Origin of the sequence: Enterococcus sp. DIV0086 (assembly GCF_050498705.1) — a bacterium.
GTDB classification, from domain to species: Bacteria; Bacillota; Bacilli; order Lactobacillales; family Enterococcaceae; genus Enterococcus; species Enterococcus faecalis.
On record NZ_JBNIDN010000001.1, the window covers coordinates 2,190,686 to 2,208,926 of the forward strand.

Sequence of the window (18,241 nt, forward strand, 5' to 3'; positions counted from 1 at the left end):
AAGTATGAAAAAAATCAAAGCACTAGTCAAGCAGCATTCACAAGAAATGATTGCTTTTCGACGGGATTTACACCAACATCCAGAATTACAATTTGAAGAATTTCGAACGACAGAAAAAGTCGCGGCAGTTCTTGATCAATTAGGAATTACTTATCGCAAAACAGAACCGACGGGTTTAATTGCTGAAATTGTGGGCGGCAAACCAGGCCGAGTGGTTGCGCTGCGGGCTGATATGGATGCCTTACCTGTACAGGAATTAAATGAAGATTTAGCTTATAAATCTTTAGAAGCTGGCAAGATGCATGCATGTGGGCATGATTCCCATACCGCGATGTTAGTAACAGCGGCTAAAGTATTAAAAGAAATCCAGGAAGAACTTCAGGGAACAGTAAGATTAATTTTTCAACCATCTGAAGAAAATGCGCAAGGTGCTAAAGCAATGATTGCGCAAGGCGCAATGACCGGTGTTGATGATGTATTTGGCTTACATATCTGGTCACAAATGCCTGTAGGAACCGCTTCGTGTCGAGTGGGCTCAAGTTTCGCATCCGCAGATATTTTTTCTGTTGATTTTAAAGGCCGTGGTGGCCATGGTGCCATGCCAAACGCTTGTATTGATGCGGCAGTCATAGCTTCTTCTTTCGTGATGAGTCTGCAAACGATTGTTTCTCGAGAGACAGATCCTTTAGATCCAGTAGTTGTCACGATTGGACGGATGGATGTGGGGACCCGTTTTAATGTGATTGCTGAGAATGCACGTTTAGAAGGAACGGTTCGTTGCTTTAGTGTAGCAACGCGTAATCGAGTAGAACAGGCGCTGCAACGCTATGCGGAACAAACAGCCGCTATTTACGGTGGGACGGCTTCGTTAGATTATCAATATGGAACGTTGCCAGTGATTAATGATGAGCAGGATGCCTTGTTTGCCCAAACACTAATTAAGGAAAATTTTGGTGAAGCGGCCTTAAGACAAGAAGAGCCGACAACCGGTGGTGAAGACTTCAGTTATTATACTGAACATGCTTCTGGTTGTTTTGCCTTAGTGGGAAGTGGTAATCCAGAGAAAGATACGGAATGGGCACATCACCATGGTCGTTTTAATATTGATGAAGATGCGATGGCAATGGGTGCTGAGTTATATGCCCAATATGCGTTTGAATATTTGAAGACACATTTTTAAAAGAAAATCAGTAACTTCTTGTTTTATGAGAACAAGAAGTTATTTTTATGAAAAATAGACCTGTCAAGACAGATAAGAGCTCCCATAATGACCGTTCTTTTGGTATAATAAAAAATAGTGTGAAGAATCAGAACAGATGATTGAAAAAACGCTACTTTTTTGGTAGTGTTAGAAAGAATAAATAGATTGAGGGAGTACGCGATGCAACCAATCATTGAACTAAATAATATCCAATTTAATTATCAACCAGAAGATGCTTCTCCCGCTTTAAAAGATGTGTCTTTTTCCATTCAACAAGGCGAATGGGTCGCTATTATTGGCCATAATGGTTCTGGTAAATCAACGTTAGCCAAAACGATCAATGGGCTGTTACTGCCAGCTGCTGGGACTATCAAAGTTGGCGGCAAAGAATTAAATGAAGCAAACGTCTGGGATATCCGGCGTATGGTAGGAATGGTTTTTCAAAATCCAGATAACCAATTTGTCGGTTCAACAGTCGAAGACGATGTGGCTTTTGGTTTAGAAAATCAAGGTATTTCGCGTGATGAAATGGTCGAACGTGTTCACGATGCATTAGAACGGGTTCGTATGTTAGATTTTGCCAAGCGAGAACCTGCTCGGCTATCTGGCGGCCAAAAACAACGAGTAGCTATCGCTGGTGTGGTTGCTTTGCGACCAGATATTATTATTTTAGACGAAGCGACAAGTATGTTAGATCCAGAAGGTCGTGCAGAAGTAATTGCTACCATTCAAAAGATTAAAGAAGAAAGCAATTTAACAGTTATTTCTATTACCCACGATATTGATGAAGCGGCTAATGCGAATCGTATTTTAGTGATGCGCCAAGGACAATTGACAAACGAAGGAACACCAGAAAAGATTTTTTCTGCAGGAGAAGCGCTTGTTGAAATGGGCTTGGATTTACCGTTTCCTGAAAAATTAAAAGTAGCTTTGAAAGAGCGTGGCGTTGTTGTGCCAACGAATTATTTAACAGAAGAAGGGATGGTGGATTGGTTATGGACATCCGTTTTAAACAAGTAGATTTTACTTACCAACCCAATACTCCTTTTGAGCAACGGGCATTATTCGATATTAATTTAACGATTCAAGACGGCTCTTATACAGCGATTGTCGGTCATACTGGCAGTGGCAAATCAACGTTATTACAACATTTGAATGCTTTGGTGAAACCAACTAAAGGCCAAGTGACAATTGGAGAGCGTGTGATTACGCCAGAAACTGATAATAAGAATTTAAAACCAATTCGTAAAAAAGTTGGGATCGTTTTTCAATTTCCAGAAGCACAATTGTTTGAAGAAACAGTAGAGCGAGACATCGCTTTCGGACCGAAAAACTTTGGTGTTTCAGACGAAGAAGCGAAAAAATTAGCTAAGAAAATGCTTGATTTAGTCGGCTTAGATGAAAAATACTTACAACATTCTCCGTTTGAGTTATCAGGTGGTCAAATGCGCCGTGTCGCAATTGCTGGTGTGCTAGCGATGGAACCAGAAGTTTTAGTATTAGACGAACCGACTGCTGGTTTGGATCCTAAGGGTCGTAAAGAAATGATGGAGATGTTTAGTCGTCTGCATAAGGAACATAATATGACCATCGTTTTAGTGACACATTTGATGGATGATGTGGCTAATTACGCAGATCATGTGATTGTTTTAGAAAAAGGACAAATCGTCCGAGCGGGAGCACCACAAGAAGTGTTTCAAGAGACACAATGGCTGAAAGAAAAACAATTAGGCGTGCCAACTGCAGCCGAATTTGCTGAAAAATTAGTGGCAAAAGGCTTTTCTTTTGAGCAATTACCATTAACGGCCGATCAATTAGCCGATCAGCTTCTGAAAAAAATGCAGGAAGCAGGTGAGGCAAAATGATGAATAAATTGATTTTTGGGCGCTATATTCCAGGTGATTCTTTTATCCATCGTTTAGATCCGCGCGCAAAATTATTAGCTAGTTTTTATTTTATTGGGATTATCTTTTTAGCAAATAATTGGCAGAGTTATGTTTTAATAGCAGCCTTTACTGCTTTTGCTATTTCATTATCAAAAATCAGCGCCCGCTTCTTTATCCGCGGTGTTCGGCCATTATTATGGCTAATTCTGTTTACTGTGGCTCTTCAAACCTTGTTTACACAAGGGGGCGAAGTGTACTTTCAGTGGGGAATTATTTCCATTACCCAGTTTGGTGTGACGAATGGGCTGTTTATTTTCTGTCGTTTTGTTTTAATTATTTTCATGTCAACGTTATTAACTTTAACGACGGCACCATTAGAGTTATCAGATGCGATTGAATATTTGTTACGCCCACTTCGTGTGGTGAAATTTCCAGTTCATGAAGTTTCATTGATGTTATCAATTGCCTTACGTTTTGTCCCAACATTAATGGATGAAACGGAAAAGATTATGAATGCCCAACGTGCCCGTGGTGTTGATTTTGGTGAAGGAAACTTACTTCAAAAAATGAAAGCTATTGTTCCACTTTTGATTCCGCTTTTTGTAAGTAGTTTTAATCGTGCGGAAGACTTAGCGACTGCTATGGAAGCAAGAGGTTATCAAGGTGGCGAAGGACGGACAAAATACCGCATTCTTCATTGGCACCTACGAGATACAATAGTAATGTTTGGCTTTGTCTTGTTAACCATTGGCTTATTTGTATTAAGAACTTAGAAAAGGTGAAGAAAAATTATGCCCCGCTATAAAGCAATCATTGCCTATGATGGCACTCATTTTCATGGCTTTCAAAAGCAGCCTAATGAGCGTACCGTTCAAGAAGAAATAGAAAAAACGTTAGCACGCATGAATAACGGACACTCCGTGACGGTTTTTGGTTCAGGACGAACAGATGCAGGTGTTCATGCAATGGGCCAAGTGATTCACTTTGATTATCCGCAGGAACGTCCGTTGGAAAAAATGCGCTTTGCGTTAGACACACAAACACCAGAAGACATTGCTGTGCGCAGCGTGGAACGTGTTTCAGAAGACTTTCATGCACGTTATCACGTGATCGAAAAAACCTATCAATTTAAAGTGGATATTGGCAAACCGCGAAGTCCATTTCGACGTTTTTATGCTAGTTATTTTCCGTATCCCATTGATCTCGAAAAAATCCAACAAGCTTTGCCTGATTTATTAGGCACCCATGATTTTACCTCTTTCTGTGCCTCAGGAAGTTCGGTAGAAGATAAAGTCCGAACCATTCATGAAGCCAGTGTTCATGTCAATGAAACGGGGGATGAATTAACATTCACTTTTCGGGGCGATGGTTTCTTGTACAAAATGATTCGGATTTTAGTTGGTACGCTATTGAAAATCGGCAATGGGCGGCTGGAACCAACCGCGATTCCAGCAATTATCGCAGCCAAAGATCGAAATTTAGCAGGTCCGACTGCTCATCCAGAAGGATTGTATTTAGCAGAAGTGAAATATGAAAACTAAAAAGACGCAGACCTTACAAGAAAAGGTCTGCGTCTTTTTAGTTGCAAAATTTAGATGTATTTAACAGCTGTTCCGTAAGCCACGACAGATTGCATGTCTGTGCCAATTGTGCCAGAATCAAAACGCATCATCACAACGGCATCTGCACCTAATTTAGAGGCTTCTGCTTTTAAACGTTCGATTGCTTGGTCGCGTGCTTCTCGTTGCATATCAGTGTAACCTTTGATTTCACCGCCAACTACGCTTTTTAGTCCAGCACCTAAATCTTTAAACATATTTTTAGAACGTGTGGTTAACCCGAAAACTTCTCCAATAATTTCATATTCTTGACCGCTAATTCTCTCGGTTGTTGTAACTAACATGGGCAATTTCCTCCAGTACTTGTTGGTAACTTCAATTTACCATAGTCAAGAGTTTGGTACAACGAATATACATAAAAACGACACTAGAAAAGATGCGCTTCCGCATTTTTTCTAGTGTCGTTTTGGTAAGAATTAATCAAGGATAGGATCTTTTTTAGAAATCATGACCCAAACCCAACTAATTAGAAAAGCAACCGTTGCTGGAACGACCCAGCCCATGCCAATAGTGAACAATGGTAAGTATTGGCCGGCTTTTTCTAAAAGCGTTGTTACAAACGCCGTATCTTTGATAAAGGCAGGCGCGCTATTTAATGCATCTAAAACAGCAGCAATCAATGTGATATAGGTCGTTGCTTGATAGACTTCCCGTCGATGTTTGAAAATAGGACTGATGATTACCAAAAGCATTAAAGTAATCGCCAATGGATAAAGGAACATCAAGACTGGAACGGCAAATTGAATGATGTTGGTTAAGCCGACATTTGCAAAAATAGCTGGTAAAATAACAACAATTGCCAAGAATTTTTGATAGGAAACTTTCGGAAACATTTCTTCAAAAGTCTCAGAAAAGGCTGTGCTTAAGCCGATACCGGTTTTTAAACAAGCAAGAACTACGATAAAAGCCAGTAAAATACTCCCTGGTAGGCCTAAATAGTAATTAGCAATTTGGGCTAAGGCAATCCCGCCGTTTTCACTGATTGGAAAAGCCCCGATACTCATTGTTCCCATATAAGCAAGTAAGGTATAGATAATCCCCATCAATACAACACTGAAAGCACCTGATTTAATCATTCCTTTAGCGATATCTCCTGGTTTTTCGACGCCCATATTTCGTAAAGTGGAAACGACAACAATCCCAAAAGCTAATGAAGCTAAAGCATCCAACGTATTATAACCTTCTGTAAATCCTTTAAAGAAAGGACTTGAAATATAATTTTCACCAACAGCGGCACTGGCCACATGACCTAATGGTTTTACAAAGGCTAAAACAATCAAAATTCCTAGCAATGCTAAAAATAACGGATTTAAAAATTTACCCACATAATCTAAGATTTTACTTGGCTTTCTAGAGAAGAGCCAAACGGCTAAGAAAAATAATGCGGAAAAACCAGCAAGAACTAGCCATTGCAAGTCTTTAGGAACAAATGGTGCAAGACCAATCTCAAAAGAAGTAGTTGCTAACCTTGGTAAAGCAAAGAAAGGACCAATCGTTAAATATAATAGTAAGGTAAAAATAAGAGCATAACGACGATTAATCCGAGAAGCTAAGTCAAAAACACCTGAACTTTTAGAAACACCCATAGCAATCACACCAAGAAAAGGTAAGCCAATTCCAGTGGCTAAGAAGCCCAAGTTTGCTAAAAAGACGGAAGCCCCCGCTTCTTGTCCCATATGTACAGGGAAAATTAAATTTCCAGCACCGAAAAACAAACCGAATAACATTGAACCAACGTATAGATAATCACGCCAAACTAACTTTTTTTGCATAGATTCACACTCCTTAATATTGTCTTATTATTTAAAATAACAGAAGAAGAAACAGAGAGCAACCAGTTTTTATAGAAAACATTGGTTTTCTTATTTTTCTATGAAATAAGCATACTGATAATCATCACAATAGTGTCCATTTATATAAAATTCTTCTTTAAAATGTGCTTCCTGCACAAAATCATGTTTTTCATAGAATCGAATGGCTTCTTGATTGGTAGCCATTACTCGCAAACTCAGCTTATGAATCCCGCTTATCTGGGCCATATCTTTGACATACGACAACAAAGAACCACCAATCCCTTGTCCTTGGAAATCTGGCGAAACGCCAATACTTAGTAACCATTGCTTTTGATGAGCTGCTAACGAAGTGGGCGGATGGACTTCAATAAATCCAGCGAGTTGTTGTCCGCTGATGGCAACAAAAATCGTTTCATCTTTCATTTTTTCCTGATATGCCGCAAGCGAGAGTGGTTGTATCTCGGCAGGGGTATTCTTTTTTGTCCAAATGATTTGGTCCAAGGTATGTAATGCGGGCCAATCTGCTTCGGCAACTAAGCGAATAGTGAGTGAGGTAGACAAGATAATAGGGCTCCTTTTTCTGAAATTTTAAAATATAAAAAGACTATAGCATTTATTGTCTGAAAATTCAAATACTTTTAAAACGAAAAGAAAAATGGCTGCACCTTTTCGATAAAATCAAAATATGCTACCATAGCTACCAGAGGATAGATGGTAAAAAAGAATCTATCTAAATGGAGGGTATGTTTGTGAAAAAAATGGCAGTATATTGTGGCGCCAGTCTGGGGAATGAGCCAATCTATCAGCAAGCTGCAGTAGCGTTAGCCGCTTGGATGAAAGAAAATCACTATGATCTAGTTTATGGCGGTGGCAATGTTGGTCTAATGGGTACAGTGGCTGATACGCTTTTGGCAGAAGGTGGAGAGGTAATTGGTGTCATGCCCACTTTTTTAATGGAACGAGAGATTGCACATAATGGCATTACAAAGATGCATACAGTCAGTGATATGCATGCGCGTAAGAAAAAGATGATTGAATTGGCAGATGTATATTTAGCTTTACCCGGTGGTCCCGGCACGCTAGAAGAAATTAGCGAGGTGATCTCTTGGGGCCGAGTCGGTGAACATATGAATCCTTGTATTTTATACAACGTGAATGGTTACTATGATTTACTAGCTGCTTTTTTTGATAAAATGGTAGAAACTAATTTCTTAACAGAAGCGGATCGAGCTAAAATTTTCATTTCAGATTCCTTAGAAGAAATTGGTGCATTTATTGATTCCTATGAACCGCCAATGATTCGTCAATACAAAAACTAGTAAAAAAGAGGCAGTCACTCTAACCAGAATGACTGCCTCTTTTTTACTAGTTTTTCGTTAAAATCCGATGTAAGAACTCTTTTGTCCGAGCTTCTTTTGGATGGACAAAGATATCTTCAGCGGTCCCTTCTTCGGCAATGACACCTTTATCCATGAAAATAACACGATCGGATACGTCCCGCGCAAATTCCATTTCATGTGTTACAATCACCATTGTTAGCCCTGTATGGGCAAGATTTTTCATTGTTTTTAGCACTTCGCCAACCATTTCAGGATCCAATGCAGAAGTTGGTTCATCGAAAAGTAAAACATCTGGATCCATTGATAATGCTCGAGCAATGGCTACCCGTTGCTTTTGTCCACCAGACAATTGAGCAGGTTTGGCATCAATAAAACGAGCCATGCCAACTTTTTCTAAATTTTCTAAGGCAATTTTTTTTGCTTCTTCTTTGTTTCTTTTTAGGACAGTCATCTGACCAGAAGTACAGTTTTCTAAGACATTCATGTTATTAAATAAATTGAATGATTGGAAAACCATACCTAAATGGGTCCGATATTTGGGCAAACTATAACCACGTTCTAAAACATTTTTACCATTATAGATGATTTTGCCATCTGTTGGTTTTTCTAACAAATTAATACAACGTAATAACGTTGATTTACCAGAACCAGAAGAACCGATAATGGTGACAACTTCTCCTTTATTGACGTTCATATTGATATCTTTTAATACTTCGTTTTCGCCAAAGCTTTTTCGTAAATGTTCAATTTCAATAATTGCACTCATCTGTTTGCCTCCTAGCTTTCTTTTCCTTCTTCAGTTAATTCTTCTACTTTAACGTAAGCAGAAGGGCCATCCATTTTACGTTCCACAACACGTAAGATTCGTGTGATCACAAAAGTCATTACCAAGTACATGATGCCGACAATTGTAAAGGTTTGGAAGAACTGGAAGTTTGCGCCAGAAGCAGCATTCCCTTGGAAGAATAAATCTGCAACACCGATAACACTTAACACAGCCGTATCTTTGATATTAATGACAAATTCATTCCCTGTTGCAGGTAAAATATTACGTAATACTTGGGGAATAACGACTTTACGCATTGTTTGTCCATGGGTCATCCCAATCGCTTGTGCTGCCTCGAATTGTCCTTTATCTACTGCGAAAATACCTCCGCGAACAATTTCAGACATATAGGCACCAGTATTCACAGAAACGATAAATAGTGCGGCCACTGTTCGGTCTAAAGAGATGCCAAAAGCTAGAGCTAAACCATAGAAAATAACCATTGCTTGAACCATCATTGGTGTACCACGGAAAACTTCAATATAAATAGAAAGAATTAAATTTCCTAATTTTTGGAAGAAACGAGCGACTGGGTTTTCAGAATCTGGAATTGTACGGAAGACACCAATTAGTAAACCAAGGGTTGTTCCGACAACTGTCCCAATTAACGCGATAAATAGCGTTAAACCAGCACCACGTAAAAACATGTCGCCATATTGATTCCAAATATTTTTGAAATCGTTAATAAGTCCTGTTTTTTGTTCATCACTATCTGTTGCTGCAGGTTGATCCTTGATTGCTTGGTCCATAATTTTTGTCCGTTCATCTTGAGAAATACCTGCTAAAATTTTGTTTACTTTTTCAATGTCTGGATCGCCTTTACGCATGCCGACTGCTACTTGCGAGTCTTCAGCGCTAGCATCAAAGCCCTTTTCTTTTGGAAATTCTAACATTTTTAATTCTTTATTGACACTAGTTGCTGTTATGCCTTCAGGGCGTTCACTAACATACCCATCAATCATGCCAGAAGCAAGTGCTGTTCGCATAGCTGAAAAGTTATCCATTGCTTGCTGTTTATTGACATTTGGAATTTGATCAATTAATCCGTAATGGAATGTATTTAGTTGAGCTGTAATTTTAGCATCAGCTAAATCTTTCAAGCTTTTTGCATTAGCGTATTTGCCATCTTTTTTTACAATTACGACAAATTGTGATTCATAATAAGGGTTTGTAAAAGCAATTTCTTTTTTTCGTTCAGCGGTTGGGCTCATTCCGGCGATAATGGCATCAATTTTTCCAGATTGTAAGGCGGGCGCCAAGCCATCCCATTTGGTTTGGACGATTACTAATTTACGACCTAAACCATCGGCAATTTTTTTAGAAATTTGAACATCATAGCCGCCTGCATAAGAGTTGCCTTGAATAGGCACTGCGCCATGTGCATCATTTTTCTGTGACCAGTTAAAAGGGGCGTAGCCAGCTTCCATGCCGACACGAAATTCACCATTTTCCTCCGCCGAAGCGTTGGTTGTCATGCCAAGTAACGAAAATAGCGTGACAAGTAGTAGACTGAATGAAAAAACTTTTTTGTTCATCTTTTTCTCTCCTTTAAATTTCTTGTCTGATTGATCGTTTTGTCTTTTTTCAATCAACAAGCTTTGATAATCAGCTGAGCAAAAGCGATTCTGTCTTTTTAAAGGAGAATACTTCTGTCACAACCTATTTTTGAATACAAAAAAACAACCAAACAGATGTAAGGTTGCTAGGTAATGTCGAAAAAAATTCCTCAACGAAACATAGCACAACTTAGCATCACTACTAAGACAGTCCGCAAGCTCTTAACTTACGTCCCAACACACAACAGAAGAGGCTCCGTTATGCATTTCGGCGATTGATCCTAAACTTGCTTCCCAGTGTCCTCTCACTCCACAAGCGTAATAAAAACCGCGACCTCTACCTCTTTTTTGAGGCACTATTCAGTTATTAAATTCAGTTATTAATTTTAGGATAAATCCAGAAGAAAGTCAATATGTTCCAGCAAAGGAATTTATCAAGAGGACACAAACAGCATGAAATTAGCGTAACATTTTCCTTACGAAATAGAAACTAATACGAAAAAAGCAACCATTCCTAAAGGAACAGTTGCTTTTTACTTAAGCTTTGACAGCTTTTGGTTCACGACCTAAAATAGCTTGAAGAACAGTCAATACACCTAAAGAAGCTAAAATTGTATAAATTAGACTTGAGTAAGTTAAGATACCGAAATCCCAAGTTTTGTAAACTAATAAAACAATTGCTAAGGCGATAATAGCGATAACGTTGAAGAACGCAAAAGCCCAAAGATTTCCGTTTTCTTTACGAGAAAGATAAAAAACAGAGAACCAAATGCTTAAAACGCCCCAAGCGATGCAGGCAATAATTGCAGCCCAATAAATAATAAATGCGACCATTGTTGTTTCACCTCACTTTTACTCATGCATATTTTACCACGAGTTGAGAAATTTGTCACAAACTCTTTCAAGATAAATCAATATATAGGTAAGAAGTTTTCAAAAAGTGGAAAAACTTTTGGTGCTAATGTTAAAATACGTTATAATATAGAAGATTAGGAGCTGAATCGATATGCAAGATATCACGCAAGCTGAGGCAATTCATTGGTTGGCAACCCAACAAAAAATCACATTTTTAACAGGTGCGGGTATCTCGACAGCCTCAGGTGTGCCAGATTATCGTTCCTTAAAAGGTGTCTATCAAGGAATCCAGCAACCGGAATACTTATTGAGCCGGACTTGCTTAAAAACAGAGCCAGAAAAGTTTTATCAATTCGTTAAAACGCTCTATCATCCAGACGCACAACCTAATATCATTCACCAGAAAATGGCACAATTAGAGCAAATGAAACGGGGAAAAATTGTTTCACAAAATATTGATGGGCTTCATCGAAAAGCAGGTAGCCAAGAAGTGGTGGACTTTCACGGTAATTTATATGAATGTTATTGCCAAACTTGTGGTACAACGGTTCCTTGGCAAGACTATTTACTTAGTGATCGGCATGCAGACTGTCATGGACAAATCTGTCCAGCTATTACTTTGTATGAAGAAGGCCTATCCGAAGAGGCAATCGAAAAAGCCATTCAGGCCGTTGCTTCTGCCGACTTAATCGTGATTGTCGGCACGAGTTTTCAAGTGCATCCATTTTGCGATTTGATTCATTATAAACAACCAACGGCAACTATTTTAGCCATTAATCAAACGCCGCTATTTTTACAACAACCTTATTATTTTTTAGAAGCGAAAGCCGAAACGATATTTGCAGAATTAACGATAAAGGAGTAACGGAATGGAAGAATTTAAATCAGAAAAAGAAAAAATGATCGCAGGTGCACTATATTTTGCCTCAGATCCTGAATTAGTGGCTGATCGCAAAAAAGCCCGTGAACAAATGGCGTTAATTAACCAACAACCAGACACTTATATTCGTCGTCAATTAATAGAAGAAACGTTTGGAAAAGTGGGTGTCGGGACGTACATCGAACCGATGATTCAATTTGATTATGGCTACAACATTTCTGTGGGAAAAAATTTCTATGCCAATTTTAATAACGTTTTTTTAGATGTTTGTCCAATCGAAATTGGCGATAACTGTATGTTTGGACCCAATGTGCAACTTTATACAGCCGAGCATCCATTACAAGCGGCCAAGCGTAATAGCGGAATGGAATCAGGGAAACGAATTATCATTGGCAACAATGTTTGGATTGGCGGTGGAGCGATTGTCCTTCCTGGCGTAACATTAGGCGATAATGTAGTGGTGGCAGCAGGTGCTGTTGTGACCAAATCGTTTCCAGAAAACTGTGTGATCGCAGGTAATCCAGCACGGATAATTAAAGAATTGACTGAAGATGACGCCCCAACAACTTCTTTAGAACAACAACGAGCAAAGATTAACCAAATCGATAAGGAACTGGTCCGTTTATTAGAACAGCGGATGGACGTCGTCGCAGAGATTGCTGCAGTGAAAAAGAAAGCAGGTCATGCGGTTTTTGATTCTGAAAGAGAACAACAAGTATTAGAAACTATTCTGAATCATGTTGAAAATGCCGAGTATGAAGAAACATTATCTGAGACTTTCCAGGGAATTATGGACGCCTCTAAACGTTTCCAAGAAAAACATTTAGGAGAGTGAGGCGAAGGTCGTGGATGGAGAAATCAGAAGAAGAGAGATTGTTAAAAGATTAAGAGAGACCGAAAAGCCAATTAGTGCCACTCGTTTTGCAAAAGCTTTTGATGTCAGCAGACAAATTATTGTAGGAGATGTCGCTCTATTACGGGCGACAGGGGTCGAAATTGTCGCAACAGCTCGAGGGTATATGTTGGAACAACCTTTAGAAGGAATTGAACGGAAAATTGCTTGTCAACATACACCTGAACAAACGAGAGAAGAATTGTCAGTCATTGTTGCCAAAGGTGGAGAAGTGGTAGATGTGAGTATTGCACATCCGCTTTATGGGGAATTAATCGGCAGTTTGCGCATTCAATCAGAGAAAGATATTGATAAATTTATGGACAAGTATCAAAAAGAGCATGCTACATTACTATCAGTTTTAACAGGAGGCGTCCATCTGCATACTATTCGCTGTGCAGACGAAGAAACTTTCCAAGAAATCAAAGAGGCGCTTCGAAAAAAAAGTATTTTGTTTGAAGGATAACGAGAAAAAGAGAGGACGTTGATGTTTGTTCAAGCCCTTTCTTTTTTTCTTAGAAAATTACCAAAAAGATAGAAGAATTTGTGAATTTTCTTCTATTTTTAACTTTTTGCTAGAAATTTTTTGTAAACAGTATACTATTAAAAAAGGAGCCATTTAAACAATAACTATGTCAATTATATATGTTGGTACATAAAAATAAATGGAGAAAAATAAAAAAGGAGAATGAGTATGAAAAAACAATTTGCCCTGTTCTCTACCTTATTACTTTTAGGTTCATCAATGCCAGTAGGTGCATTTGCAGAAGGTAATAACTTGGTAGCTGAAAATAGTTCTGTCGCAGAAACAACCGCAGAAGCAACAACTGCTGAAGCCACTGAAACGACAGCGACTAGTGAAACAACAGAAGCGACAGAAGAATCAACAACTGAAACAGAAAGTTCAACCGAATCAAGTGAATCTGCAACCACGGAGTCCACGGAAACGTCAGGAACCGAAACGACAGATTCCACAACGGATTCTACATCCACAAGTACGACAGAATCGACTACTGACTCCACCTCGACGAGTACAACAGAGTCAACCACAGATTCTACGTCAACAAGTACAACTGAATCAAGTACCAAGCCAACGACCACACCAAGTTCTTCTAAAGAACAGCCAAAACCTGGCACGAGTACTTCTGAATCAAAACAGCCGGCGAAACCAGTGACACCAACAGCACCAGCTGAAAAGCCAGTAGAGCAACCAGCAGCGTCAACACCGCAGCCTGAAATAGTCCCACCAGTTACAAATGAAGCGGTTGGGTTAGTGGAAGACGATGAGACGTTTACGGTCAGCAAAACGAAGAAGACAGAAGAGTTTATTCAAGAAATCGGTGAATCTGCTCGGAAAGTGGCCAAGGACAAAAACTTATATGCTAGTGTGATGATTGCTCAAGCAATTTTAGAAAGTGGCAGCGGCAATAGTAAATTAAGCCAGAAACCAAACTACAATTTGTTTGGTATTAAAGGCGATTACAAAGGTCAATCTGTTTCTTTTATTACCTATGAAGACAATGGTTTCGGTAACCTATACACAGTAGAAGCAAAATTCCGTCAATATCCAACGTATAAAGAATCAATGGAAGATTATGCGAAATTATTGAAAAATGGTTTAGATTCCAATAAAGATTTCTATCATGGTGTCTGGAAAACGGAAGCCAAATCATACAAAGAAGCGACTCGTTTCCTAACAGGAAAATATGCAACGGACAAAGATTACCATAAGAAATTAAATGCGTTAATTAAAACATACGATTTAACTTATTATGATAAAGAAAAAGCAACCGTTGAACCAATGGAATCAAATTTCCCAGCCTATAATGGCAAAAACTATGACACCTTTAATAGTTATGCTTGGGGCAACTGTACACAATATGTCTACAACCGTATTACGCAATTAGGTAAACGTGTGGACTTAACAATGGGGAATGGTCAAGATTGGGGCGAAACAGGTCGTGCACGCGGGTACAAAGTAAGTCGTACACCAAAAGCAGGCGCAGCGGTTTCCTTCCCAGCTGGTGTTTTAGGCGCAGACAATACTTATGGTCATGTCGCATTTGTGGAAAAAGTCTTTAAAGATGGTAGCATCTTAATTTCTGAAATGAACGTGAAGGGATTAAACGTTGTTTCGACACGTACAATCTCAGCCGATGAAACACATTTAATGAACTATATCGTTCCAAAAGATAAATAAAAAAATCAGCTCTTTGTCAATAAGAACGAATGAGTTGGAAAAATCAAAGCTAGCACTGAAGAATCAATTTTAATTCTTCAGTGCTAGCTTTTTTTGTGGCAAAAGTTCTCTCCAATAAAGTTTAATACATTCAGTTATTGCCAGGAGGTTTCAGGTCGGGATGAGTTAGCAACAGTCGCTGATAGCTATATTTTTTTTAGGTAGAATCATTTACTTTTAGGTGGAAGATGTCTTATAATTGTAAGCGGATACAAAAATAAAAAAAGAGGTGGGTAAATGAGTAAAAAAGAAATAAATCAAGTAGTTGCCAGTAGCTATCAATTGTATATTAATGGAGAGTGGACAACAGGTAGTGGTAACAAAATGATTGCTAGTTACAATCCTAGTAATGGTGAAAAATTAGCAGAATTTGTAGATGCCACAAATGCAGATGTGGATCGAGCTGTAGAAGCAGCCCAAGAAGCGTTTCAGACATGGAAAGATGTTGACGTTGTAACAAGAAGCAATCTTTTATTGAAAATTGCTGATTTGATTGAAGAAAATCAAGAACATTTGGCTATGGTGGAGACTTTAGATAATGGAAAACCGCTTCGGGAAACGCAATCGATTGATGTCCCTGCCAGTGCAGACCATTTTCGGTATTTTGCTAGTGTGATTCGTGGAGAAGAAGGGTCTGTCAAAGAATTTGATAAGGATACGTTATCCATTGTTGTGAAAGAACCCATTGGTGTTGTGGGTCAAATTATTCCGTGGAATTTCCCCTTATTAATGGGTGCTTGGAAATTAGCGCCAGCGTTGGCAGCAGGTAATACGGTTGTGATTCATCCGTCCTCGAGCACATCATTAAGTCTGTTGGAATTGTTTAAGATTTTTGATCAAGTCTTGCCGAAAGGAGTAGTGAATTTAATCACCGGTCGTGGTTCTGATTCAGGAAATTATATGTTGGCACATCCAGGGTTTGATAAGCTAGCTTTTACAGGCTCAACAGAGGTGGGGTACACTGTCGCTAAAGCGGCGGCCGACCGCCTAATTCCAGCCACTTTAGAACTTGGCGGAAAATCAGCCAACATTATTTTTGAAGATGCCAATTGGGAACGTGCATTAGAAGGCGTGCAGTTAGGGATTTTATTCAATCAAGGGCAAGTTTGTTGTGCTGGGTCTCGTGTGTTCGTTCAGTCAGGTATTTATGATCAATTTGTAGAAGCTTTAAAGGAAAAGTTTGAACAAGTGAACGTTGGTTTCCCGTGGGAAAAAGATGTTGAAATGGGCGCTCAGATCAATGAGCATCAATTGGAAGAAATTTTAAAATATGTCGAAATTGGTGTGAAGGAAGGAGCTACGCTGATTACTGGTGGGCAACGTTTAACAGAAAATGGGCTAGACAAGGGGGCGTTTTTAGCACCTACGTTATTAGCGAATGGTACGAATACAATGTGTGTGGCCCAAGAAGAAATCTTTGGTCCTGTTGCAACAGTGATTAAATTTGAAACGGAAGAAGAAGTCATTCGTTTAGCTAATGATTCTGAATATGGTCTAGGTGGTGCCGTCTTTTCTCAAGATATCAATGTGGCATTACGGGTTGCTCGTGGTGTACGGACAGGTCGGATGTGGGTCAACACATACAATCAATTGCCTGCGGGCGCGCCATTTGGCGGTTATAAAAAATCAGGAATTGGTCGAGAAACGCATAAATCAATGCTAGATGCTTATACGCAAATGAAAAATATTTACATTGTGACAAAAGAAGAAGCAGATGGACTGTATTAAGTAGTGTAGTGAATTTTAGATAACAAACTTATTTGTGGCTATTGTTATTTTCGAGCTAAACAAAACAATAATTTTTTGAAAAAGTTGAGTGATGAGTAAAGTAAAACAGATTAAAAGTAAAGCCTGGTGCAAAAATCACTTTGGATTTTTGTACCAGGCTTTAAAGCGGAGTAACAATAGTGGCCACTCTTGGTTGTTTTAAATTTTCGACTATTATAGAAGGAGTTATTTTGCTTCTTCTGCTTCAAATTTAGCAAAAGCTGTTTCAATAACTTCTTTTAATGCAGAAGCAGAAGCTTCCATTTTTTCTTGTTCAGCATCTGTTAATGGAATTTCAATGACTTGTTTAACTCCTTGGCGGTTGATGATCGCTGGTGCACCGATATAAATATCGTTTTGACCATATTCACCTTCTAAATAAACAGATAATGGTAACACAGAGTTTTCATCGTTTAGGATAGCTTTAGTGATACGCGCTAGTGCAACCGCGATTCCATAGAAAGTAGCTCCTTTTTTCTCGATGATTGTGTAAGCAGCGTCGCGTACGTTGAAGAATAAATTAACCATTGCTTCTTCATCGACGTCAGGATTATTTTTCACCCATTCGTAAATTTGTAAGCCAGCGACATTCGCATGTGACCAAACTGGGAATTCTGTATCTCCGTGTTCCCCTAAGATGTAGGCATGGACATTTCGTGCATCAACATCAACTAATTCGGCAATTGCTTGACGGAAACGAGCAGAATCTAGTGAAGTTCCTGAACCGATTACTCGTTCTTTCGGGAAGCCAGAGAATTTCCAAGTTGAATAAGTCAAAATATCAACTGGGTTTGCGGCAACTAAGAAGATACCGTTGAAACCAGAATCAACAATTGTTGTAACGATTTCTTTATTAATTTTCAAGTTTTTATGAACTAAGTCTAAACGAGTTTCGCCTGGTTTTTGAGGCGCGCCAGCTGTTAAGACAACTAAGTCTGCATCATGGCAATCGTCATAAGTAGCAGCATAGATTTTTTTAGGAGAAGTAAATGCTAATGCGTGAGATAAGTCCAACGCGTCTCCTTCAGTTTTTGGTACATTAATATCAATAATCCCAACTTCTTGAGCAATATTCTGAGTTACTAAAGCAAAGGCATAGCTAGAACCTACGGCACCGTCCCCGACTAAAATTACTTTTTGGTGATCTTTATTCCCTGCGGCTGCAGTCATGTGTACCATTCCTTCCTCTACATTCTTTTTCGTGAGCAACGAGTTTTTATTTCCTGTTGCTAAAGTGATAGTAACATGGTTTGTAAAAAATGTCACGAACTTTGATTGTAAAAATGATACAGTTTTCAGACCTGTTTCAAAATGGTAGCTCTTACATGTGCGTAATTTCACTATCTTGCGCATATTTAAATTTCTAAAAAAATTTTTTACATCTTTC

General features: G+C 38.9%; 18 protein-coding genes and 1 riboswitch. Of the genes, 11 read left to right on the forward strand and 7 right to left on the reverse strand.

From position 1 onward, the window contains the following. The first annotated feature begins 4 nt into the window (after nt 1-4). The 5 genes from IGI63_RS10585 to truA all read left to right on the forward strand — a co-directional run bounded on the left by IGI63_RS10585 (nt 5) and on the right by truA (nt 4,628). Nucleotides 5-1,180: a M20 family metallopeptidase gene (locus IGI63_RS10585; protein WP_429975781.1), complete on the forward strand. Its 1,176-nt coding sequence runs from the start codon at nt 5-7 to the stop codon at nt 1,178-1,180. 201 nt (nt 1,181-1,381) lie between these two features. After that, entirely contained in the window at nt 1,382-2,221 is an 840-nt protein-coding gene (locus tag IGI63_RS10590) for an energy-coupling factor ABC transporter ATP-binding protein (protein ID WP_429975782.1), read from the forward strand. Next, nucleotides 2,197-3,066, forward strand: coding sequence for an energy-coupling factor ABC transporter ATP-binding protein (locus IGI63_RS10595; protein ID WP_002381364.1), 870 nt, complete (start codon nt 2,197-2,199; stop codon nt 3,064-3,066). The genes IGI63_RS10590 and IGI63_RS10595 overlap by 25 nt, the downstream gene beginning before the upstream one ends. Continuing rightward, nucleotides 3,063-3,860 (forward strand): energy-coupling factor transporter transmembrane component T family protein, encoded by a 798-nt coding sequence (locus tag IGI63_RS10600; protein ID WP_002373841.1) that lies wholly within the window; start codon nt 3,063-3,065, stop codon nt 3,858-3,860. Before IGI63_RS10595 ends, IGI63_RS10600 begins: the two co-directional genes overlap by 4 nt. Nucleotides 3,861-3,878: 18 nt before the next feature. After that, nucleotides 3,879-4,628, forward strand: a complete 750-nt coding sequence (gene truA / locus IGI63_RS10605) for a tRNA pseudouridine(38-40) synthase TruA (RefSeq protein ID WP_002356237.1) — start codon at nt 3,879-3,881, stop codon at nt 4,626-4,628. Nucleotides 4,629-4,678: 50 nt separating this feature from the next. On the opposite strand, the gene IGI63_RS10610 is transcribed toward truA, so the two are convergent. From IGI63_RS10610 to IGI63_RS10620, 3 genes are all read right to left on the reverse strand, one after another. Next, nucleotides 4,679-4,990, reverse strand: a complete 312-nt coding sequence (locus IGI63_RS10610; RefSeq protein ID WP_002381365.1) for a heavy metal-binding domain-containing protein — start codon at nt 4,988-4,990, stop codon at nt 4,679-4,681. A gap of 132 nt (nt 4,991-5,122) precedes the next feature. Next, on the reverse strand, nt 5,123-6,478 hold the full coding sequence (brnQ, locus tag IGI63_RS10615; protein WP_002361550.1) for a branched-chain amino acid transport system II carrier protein: 1,356 nt from the start codon (nt 6,476-6,478) through the stop codon (nt 5,123-5,125). A 90-nt stretch (nt 6,479-6,568) separates the two neighbouring features. Next, complete coding sequence (locus IGI63_RS10620) at nt 6,569-7,060, reverse strand: GNAT family N-acetyltransferase (RefSeq protein ID WP_002356240.1); 492 nt, start codon at nt 7,058-7,060, stop codon at nt 6,569-6,571. A gap of 173 nt (nt 7,061-7,233) precedes the next feature. Here IGI63_RS10620 and IGI63_RS10625 point away from each other — a divergent pair, with 173 nt between their 5' ends. Further along, complete coding sequence (locus IGI63_RS10625) at nt 7,234-7,818, forward strand: TIGR00730 family Rossman fold protein (RefSeq protein ID WP_164972862.1); 585 nt, start codon at nt 7,234-7,236, stop codon at nt 7,816-7,818. Nucleotides 7,819-7,864: 46 nt separating this feature from the next. Here IGI63_RS10625 and IGI63_RS10630 read toward each other — a convergent pair whose 3' ends face one another. The 3 genes from IGI63_RS10630 to IGI63_RS10640 form a co-directional block, all read right to left on the reverse strand. Continuing rightward, entirely contained in the window at nt 7,865-8,605 is a 741-nt protein-coding gene (locus IGI63_RS10630; RefSeq protein ID WP_002356242.1) for an amino acid ABC transporter ATP-binding protein, read from the reverse strand. Nucleotides 8,606-8,616: 11 nt separating this feature from the next. After that, nucleotides 8,617-10,200, reverse strand: coding sequence for an ABC transporter permease subunit (locus IGI63_RS10635; protein WP_010706796.1), 1,584 nt, complete (start codon nt 10,198-10,200; stop codon nt 8,617-8,619). Nucleotides 10,201-10,394: 194 nt separating this feature from the next. Further along, nucleotides 10,395-10,569: riboswitch (Lysine riboswitch) on the reverse strand. Between the two features lie 189 nt (nt 10,570-10,758). Further along, the gene (locus IGI63_RS10640; RefSeq protein WP_002356244.1) at nt 10,759-11,055 is read right to left on the reverse strand and encodes a hypothetical protein; all 297 of its coding nucleotides are present in this window, start codon (nt 11,053-11,055) and stop codon (nt 10,759-10,761) included. Between the two features lie 172 nt (nt 11,056-11,227). Here IGI63_RS10640 and IGI63_RS10645 point away from each other — a divergent pair, with 172 nt between their 5' ends. The 5 genes from IGI63_RS10645 to IGI63_RS10665 all read left to right on the forward strand — a co-directional run bounded on the left by IGI63_RS10645 (nt 11,228) and on the right by IGI63_RS10665 (nt 16,815). Continuing rightward, nucleotides 11,228-11,941: an NAD-dependent protein deacylase gene (locus IGI63_RS10645; RefSeq protein WP_429975783.1), complete on the forward strand. Its 714-nt coding sequence runs from the start codon at nt 11,228-11,230 to the stop codon at nt 11,939-11,941. A gap of 4 nt (nt 11,942-11,945) precedes the next feature. Next, on the forward strand, nt 11,946-12,791 hold the full coding sequence (locus IGI63_RS10650) for a chorismate mutase (protein ID WP_002363448.1): 846 nt from the start codon (nt 11,946-11,948) through the stop codon (nt 12,789-12,791). Between the two features lie 10 nt (nt 12,792-12,801). Next, nucleotides 12,802-13,314, forward strand: coding sequence for a transcription repressor NadR (locus tag IGI63_RS10655; RefSeq protein ID WP_002356248.1), 513 nt, complete (start codon nt 12,802-12,804; stop codon nt 13,312-13,314). Nucleotides 13,315-13,536: 222 nt separating this feature from the next. Further along, entirely contained in the window at nt 13,537-15,048 is a 1,512-nt protein-coding gene (locus IGI63_RS10660) for a glucosaminidase domain-containing protein (RefSeq protein ID WP_429975784.1), read from the forward strand. 276 nt (nt 15,049-15,324) lie between these two features. Continuing rightward, nucleotides 15,325-16,815 carry an aldehyde dehydrogenase family protein gene (locus tag IGI63_RS10665; protein WP_002361555.1) on the forward strand — a complete coding sequence of 497 codons (1,491 nt, stop codon included), beginning with the start codon at nt 15,325-15,327 and terminating at the stop codon, nt 16,813-16,815. Nucleotides 16,816-17,040: 225 nt separating this feature from the next. Here the strand turns inward: IGI63_RS10665 and IGI63_RS10670 are convergent, their stop codons facing one another. Next, a complete protein-coding gene (locus IGI63_RS10670; RefSeq protein ID WP_002356251.1) occupies nt 17,041-18,024 on the reverse strand; it encodes an L-lactate dehydrogenase in 984 nt (327 codons plus the stop codon). Between the last annotated feature and the right edge of the window lie 217 nt (nt 18,025-18,241).

What these genes read in the sequence shown, in the direction of transcription:
- IGI63_RS10610 (WP_002381365.1), bottom strand. Translation starts at nt 4,990, where the DNA reads ATGTTAGTTACAACAACCGAGAGAATTAGCGGTCAAGAATATGAAATT.
- IGI63_RS10650 (WP_002363448.1), top strand. Translation starts at nt 11,946, where the DNA reads ATGGAAGAATTTAAATCAGAAAAAGAAAAAATGATCGCAGGTGCACTA.
- IGI63_RS10585 (WP_429975781.1), top strand. Translation starts at nt 5, where the DNA reads ATGAAAAAAATCAAAGCACTAGTCAAGCAGCATTCACAAGAAATGATT.
- IGI63_RS10665 (WP_002361555.1), top strand. Translation starts at nt 15,325, where the DNA reads ATGAGTAAAAAAGAAATAAATCAAGTAGTTGCCAGTAGCTATCAATTG.
- truA (WP_002356237.1), top strand. Translation starts at nt 3,879, where the DNA reads ATGCCCCGCTATAAAGCAATCATTGCCTATGATGGCACTCATTTTCAT.
- IGI63_RS10640 (WP_002356244.1), bottom strand. Translation starts at nt 11,055, where the DNA reads ATGGTCGCATTTATTATTTATTGGGCTGCAATTATTGCCTGCATCGCT.
- IGI63_RS10595 (WP_002381364.1), top strand. Translation starts at nt 2,197, where the DNA reads ATGGACATCCGTTTTAAACAAGTAGATTTTACTTACCAACCCAATACT.
- IGI63_RS10660 (WP_429975784.1), top strand. Translation starts at nt 13,537, where the DNA reads ATGAGTATGAAAAAACAATTTGCCCTGTTCTCTACCTTATTACTTTTA.
- IGI63_RS10600 (WP_002373841.1), top strand. Translation starts at nt 3,063, where the DNA reads ATGATGAATAAATTGATTTTTGGGCGCTATATTCCAGGTGATTCTTTT.
- brnQ (WP_002361550.1), bottom strand. Translation starts at nt 6,478, where the DNA reads ATGCAAAAAAAGTTAGTTTGGCGTGATTATCTATACGTTGGTTCAATG.
- IGI63_RS10645 (WP_429975783.1), top strand. Translation starts at nt 11,228, where the DNA reads ATGCAAGATATCACGCAAGCTGAGGCAATTCATTGGTTGGCAACCCAA.
- IGI63_RS10625 (WP_164972862.1), top strand. Translation starts at nt 7,234, where the DNA reads ATGGAGGGTATGTTTGTGAAAAAAATGGCAGTATATTGTGGCGCCAGT.
- IGI63_RS10590 (WP_429975782.1), top strand. Translation starts at nt 1,382, where the DNA reads ATGCAACCAATCATTGAACTAAATAATATCCAATTTAATTATCAACCA.
- IGI63_RS10670 (WP_002356251.1), bottom strand. Translation starts at nt 18,024, where the DNA reads ATGACTGCAGCCGCAGGGAATAAAGATCACCAAAAAGTAATTTTAGTC.
- IGI63_RS10630 (WP_002356242.1), bottom strand. Translation starts at nt 8,605, where the DNA reads ATGAGTGCAATTATTGAAATTGAACATTTACGAAAAAGCTTTGGCGAA.
- IGI63_RS10635 (WP_010706796.1), bottom strand. Translation starts at nt 10,200, where the DNA reads ATGAACAAAAAAGTTTTTTCATTCAGTCTACTACTTGTCACGCTATTT.